Raw genomic sequence first — 5,748 nt, 5'->3', positions numbered from 1 at the left:
CTGGGCAAGGACACGCTCTCAGGCGGGGCGGGGGCGGACACCTTCGTGTTCACCAGCGTTGCCGACAGCCGCCCCGGGGCGGCCGAGCGCGACGTGATCACCGACTGGGACAGCAGCGACAAGCTCGACCTGAGCGCCGTCGACGCCAGCACCCAGCCCGGGCACCAGAGCCTGGTGTGGGTGGGCCAGGGGGCGGTGAGCAACGCCGTCGGCTCGGGTCAGGTGAAGTACTTCCAGGACAACGGCAACACCTATGTGGTGGGCGATGTCACCGGTGACGGTCAGGCCGACTTCAAGATCGATATCCGCGGCCTGCATACGCTCACCGCCGACAACATCGTGGTGCTGGACGGGGTCACGGTGACCGGGCTGGACCCGCTCGTCTAATGCGGTGACTGGAAGGACGGGGCCGCCTCAACAGAGGCGGCTTCGGCCTCGGCCAGCGGCGGTCGTCTGACTTCTCAAGACCATACGGCCTCTCTACGATCTGCCCTTTCGCAGAGCCGCGCACACCAGCTTTCCTCACAATCGCTAACGAATGCTGCACGCGTTCTTTTTAGAAACACTGGACAAGCCTCGATCCCGAATTCCCTCGAGCTGCAAGCTGTGGATGCTGGTAGAGAGGATAGTTGCCGCTGATGACCTTAAGACAAGGATGACTTTCACCTCACTATTTGTCTTCTGCAACTGCTCGTGAAGAGCTTTTTAACATCTCGATCCGGAGATATCGTAGAGACTGCGCCGTCACCAAGAGAGGATTGGCTAAGCCACTTTTCAGACCAACGTCCTGGCGATTGTCGGACTTAAGGAGGAGGTCCTGTTTCCCGATCGTCTTAGGAAAATCGGCCTTCCGTCCATATAGTCATTGCCCCCGTTTAACTGCACAATAGTCCATCAATACGGAAACGTGCTGCAACGGGACGGGGGCGTAGGGCACCATGCATTCAGGCATATTGCCGCTGCTGAACGAACTGAAGCCCCTATTGTGGTGGCACCGGCTAAACCTCGCGTGGAAATTTACAGTCATGAGTTCGACTGTTCTCCTCCTCGCCACCTTTATCGAGGGCGCATGGGTCTCACGCAAAATCGAGGAGAGTGCAAAGTTCGATGCAGCGGTAGCGACCACAACGTTCATCGACATATTGATCGCAACCCAATTCCGCAGCTTCGCTCAAGGCTCCCAGCTGTCCGCGACCCAAATCAAGACACTCGACGATGTCATTGAACGCGCTGGTAGTACGTTTGGCGGTGGGATCACAGGTAAGATCTGGACGCCGGATGGAAAAATCGTCTACGCGACCCAGAAGGAGCTCATCGGTCAGAAATTCACGCCAGACGCGGCAATATTGTCGGCGGCCTCCGGAAAAGTTGCCGTGGAGTTTGAAGAAGATCGGCAGAGTGAAACCCTACGGGATCAGTCAGACAGTCCTTCTCTGCTTGAGATTTGGGCCCCGATCCACCACGATGGCAAAGTCATCGTCATCGCAGAGATCTATGGACCAAGTGCGCCCTTAAAGCAGGCTATTGCTGCAGCCAAGTGGGAAGCCCTGCAGGCTAGTCTCTGCGTGCACGGAGCCATTGTCTTCGCCTTATTCTGGATCGTGGCGCAGGGGAGTGCCACAATTAGTCAGCAGAGGGCGACGCTGGAAGAGCGGCTTCGGCAAAACGAACAGCTCCGCTGGCGCGTCGAAGAAGCGGCACAGCACGCAACCGAAGACAACCAACGCTTTCTGCGTCGGCTCGGTGCCGATCTGCACGATGGCCCAGCGCAACTCATCGGCCTCGCCCTTCTCCGACTGGACGCTTTGCGCCCCTTAAAGGACACCAAGGAACACTCGGCGCCCCCTGAGGAGGAGGTGGCCGCGATCCGAATGGCGCTCGCCGACGCCATGAAGGATATTCGCGCGCTCTGTGCTGGGCTTTCTATGCCTGAGATCGAAGATGCCAGCCTCGAGGAGGCGCTTGCTCAAGGAATAAGCGACCATGAACGACGCACGAGGACAACTGTCCGCTTCCAAACGAGGAACCTGCCGGAGCAGGTGCCGCATTTCGTGAAGATCTGCCTGAGTCGTTTCATTCAAGAGGGACTCAACAACGCATTCAAGCACGCTGGCGGGAAGGGTCAAAAAGTAGCTGCGTGGGCGGAGGAGGATACGATCACAGTCGAAGTAGAGGACGAAGGCCCAGGATTCGATCCTTCGGATTACCGATTGAGGGCGCCATCAGGTCTAGGCCTCAAGGGACTGCGTGACCGGATCGAGAGCCTCGGGGGGATGCTGGTGATTGGCAGAATGCCACGGATGGGGACCCGACTTTCAGCGATACTGCCCGTAAAATACGGAGAACTTTGATGAACATGATCCGGGTTGCCGTGGTCGATGACCATCCGCTCTACCGCGAGGGGGTTGTCCACGTGCTCAACCGCCATGATGACATTGGTGTCGTTGCCCAAGGCGAGTGCGCCGAGGATGCCGTGCGCATCGCGCAGGAGGTGCAGCCGCACGTGATGGTGCTTGACATGAACATGCCGGGCAGTGGTTTGTCCGCAGTGACTGCTATCAACTCCGCACATCCTGGCGTAAGGGTCCTGTTTCTGTCTGTGGTCATCGATGAGGATCAAGTCTGCCAAGCAATAAACAGCGGCGCGCGCGGCTATCTTCTCAAGGGGGCTGGGGGCGAAGAATTAGCGCGGACTGTCCGGGCTATCTACAGCGGCGAGACTTACGTAGCACCCAGTCTCGCGGGCCATCTCCTTGCTCACCTTGGGAGGAAGACCGCCCAGCCGCTAAATAAGGAAACTACACTGTCGCCCCGCCAGGAGCAGATTCTACAACTCATTGGGCAGGGCCTGAGTAACAAGGAGGTCGCCACAAAGCTCCAACTCACGGAAAGGACCGTGAAGTACTATATGACCAATCTTCTTCAAAAGCTTCAGGTCCGCAACCGCACCGAAGCAGCGCTGCTTGCGAATCGCCGCGCCGCTGCTGGAACGTGAGACTACAACTCCGCTGGCAGGCCGCAGCTCTACCCGTCCCAAGCCCTTTCTCATGGTACGGAACGTAGAGGACGGCGTACCAAGCGTCATGAAGGCTAAACTCATTCAGGGTTTTCGGTCGGGCGCATGTCATGTCCATCGGCCTGCGCGACTGGGCCGATGCATGAGCATCAGCGCCGCTTGGTAGTAATCGCGCATTAGCCTGTGTCAGCGCATCATCTAACCTGAACGCTATCACGGTCAGTTCCTCCCAGCAGAACCGGTAGAAGCAGTGCCGACAACCAAAAGTAAAGCGACCCTGCGGAAGTTAGACTATGCTGGCGCTCTGTCGATGAGGTGACTGCAACGCAAGAGTACAAGAGATGAATGGCCAAATGTCTCAGGGCGTACGTAAGAAAAAGGATCATGGCAGATCGATTGTGATCTGACCATGATCCCCGTATTCTCGCACCGTATCTGCCCCCACACACGTCGCGAGTGCTTTAAACAACCAGTCTCGAAACACGTAATTTGCAATAGCTTCTTTAGATCTGATTCGAGCAGCTGATTGTAGTCAGCCTGTTACCCTAAGCCGGGTGGCTGAGTCAGAACATCGCACCAGTTGGCTTGAGCGCACGCCGAGCTCTGGTTCAACAAACCCGTCTTCGGTTTTCGGACACTCCAGCCGAAAGGGATATCAGGGAAAAGAGCACCTCCGCTTTCTCGGTCATTCGACGAGGGTACTTCGAGGAGAGGTAAGGGCGCCGGCTCATGAAAAAGCGTTTGGCTTAGTAAGAGGCCCTGAGTGAAGGGGAGAGCTTCTGGTGGGTCAGCTCGTCACTGTTCAATAGCCTAGTATTAACCCTGCGGCGGGATTTCCTACCCGGAGCGTTGATCGCTGGTGTAGTGTCTGCTCCAAGCAACGCCGTGTAACAGTTCATGGTGAACTGAAGAGTGCTGCAGGATAGAACCGGCTCGGGGGCTCATGATGAGCGACTATAGCGGACACGAGGAACCACTCCCTAGATGGGATGACGCGGCCTTCCTAATCTGCGCAGCTGCAATTAGTGCAGTCGTTACCTGCCTGATCCTCATGTATGCTTAAGACCCGTGCCAACAGTTCCGGAAGCCTGTCCTCCGCGTAATCATGCACGGCGCCTGGGATCGCCACAGAATCCCAAGCTCTATCCGTATAAGACCATGCGGACTTCGACAGGTGCATCCACGACGGACGTGCGACCCGCCTGATCTTCCTCCGCAAAGCTCCCTTGACATCTTACAACTACCAAGACGCGACTGCAGCACAGCACACGGATAATTTGATCAGGACCAATGACACTGATCAAGTTTTCCCAAGCGATCCTCCGGCGTGTTATGAGGCCAAGCTTTTGAGGCTGCGGATCTGCGACGGGAGCCCGTTGTGGTTCAGTTCAGCACACCAAGCGGGAGGTATGCCCATCCATACCATACACCGTCTCGAACCTCCTAAGGCGGGGTAGGGCTCAATCGAACTGGCTGCAGGTTGTGTTGAGGCAGGTGACTGAGTGGGATACCTGGGATCCATCGAAGATCTGTCTGATAACATCCACATCTCGTCGGCAATTTCCATCCCTATGTTGCCAGAGATCATCTTGACACCCATCAGATCCCTGCCGCACATCTTAGAACCCTCGGAATCAGGTGCGGCGAATGCCGGGATGAAAGACTGTCTGGTGGCACGCGGCGTGGCCGATCGCGCAATCAGGCCAGAGCAGTCTGGCTGATCTGTAAGAAGCGTCCTCACCCTTTGCTCTGCCCACGGAGGCTGATGATGCAGTACAGATGGACGGCCGTTCTCCACGCGGCTCTCGCTCTTTCTGGCTTTGTCCTCTTGGCGCTCCCTCTTCAAGCAGAGACGCGGACCGCCCTTTATGTGACAAGTCGAACCTGCCAGACCGAGGGTCTCTTGTCCGCCGACCAGTGCCGCAACGCCTTCGCCAATGCCGAGGCCGAGTACTACGACAATGTTCCGGTTTTCGACGGAAAGGAGCAGTGCGAAAAGCAGTTCCGTCACTGTGCCATCAGCTTTGCCGAGCCTCCCGATCCCAAGGCGCTTCGTTATGTGCCTGCCATGAAAGGCGTGCAGGTGACCGTCAGTTCGGAGCAGGACCGGATGGTGGTTCCTGTGCTCGAAAGCAGTCATCCAGCAGTCAGCTTCGGCCGCCGAACCGTCTTGGAACGTCAGGACTTTCGCTCGCCCGTCAAGCAGCAGGAAGCACAGATCCGGTGGGCGGCATCGCAGAAGCCGCAAAGGCAGTCAGATACGTCCACGTGGACACTCCGGGGCCCAGTCGATGTTCCTCTTCTGAGAGAGTCTGAGCCTCCGCCTGCATTTTTGGCTCCCAAGCTTATGACATGGTGCATCCGGTTCTGTGAGGCCTTCCCGGGGCGTACCAGCAAGATCTCAGGGGCAAACTCGACCGGCGCCGAGTTCTTTGTGCCTGCGCGAGATGTTGGTGCGCAGCCTTATGAAGCAATCGAGGCACACCGCTTCAGCCCGCGGACGAGCTCAGAGCCAAAAATGCTGCCCGGCTTCGTGCGTTAGGCAAAGACTAGGCAACTAATGATCTTCACGGGATCCCGGTAACGGAAAGACCTGCATGGCGGAAGAAGCGGACGATCATCTCGGGGTGACGCTTCAGCCGGCCGAACTCGCAGCGGGCGAGCCGATGCAGGTCGTCGACTGAGCCGGGCAGCGCGTTGGCCATGGCGCGCTTGACCAGGGCATTGCACTG

Annotated in this window: 4 protein-coding genes; all 4 read left to right on the top strand. The window is 57.6% G+C overall.

Features of this window, described 5'->3' with window-relative positions:
- A partial coding sequence (locus ILT44_RS29735) for a M10 family metallopeptidase C-terminal domain-containing protein (protein ID WP_204243215.1) occupies nt 1–387 on the top strand: 387 nt, incomplete at its 5' end.
- Between the two features lie 638 nt (nt 388–1,025).
- Nucleotides 1,026–2,351 (top strand): sensor histidine kinase, encoded by a 1,326-nt coding sequence (locus ILT44_RS29730; protein ID WP_204243214.1) that lies wholly within the window; start codon nt 1,026–1,028, stop codon nt 2,349–2,351.
- Nucleotides 2,351–2,995 (top strand): LuxR C-terminal-related transcriptional regulator, encoded by a 645-nt coding sequence (locus ILT44_RS29725; RefSeq protein ID WP_204243213.1) that lies wholly within the window; start codon nt 2,351–2,353, stop codon nt 2,993–2,995. Before ILT44_RS29730 ends, ILT44_RS29725 begins: the two co-directional genes overlap by 1 nt.
- 1,786 nt (nt 2,996–4,781) lie before the next feature.
- Nucleotides 4,782–5,558 (top strand): DUF1190 domain-containing protein, encoded by a 777-nt coding sequence (locus ILT44_RS29720; protein ID WP_307826743.1) that lies wholly within the window; start codon nt 4,782–4,784, stop codon nt 5,556–5,558.
- Nucleotides 5,559–5,748: the final 190 nt, after the last annotated feature.

Source organism: Microvirga arvi (genome assembly GCF_016892765.1).
In the GTDB taxonomy this organism is placed as follows: Bacteria; Pseudomonadota; Alphaproteobacteria; order Rhizobiales; family Beijerinckiaceae; genus Microvirga; species Microvirga arvi.
The sequence above is the reverse complement of the archived record's forward strand: the minus strand, read 5'-3'. Positions and strand labels throughout refer to the sequence as shown.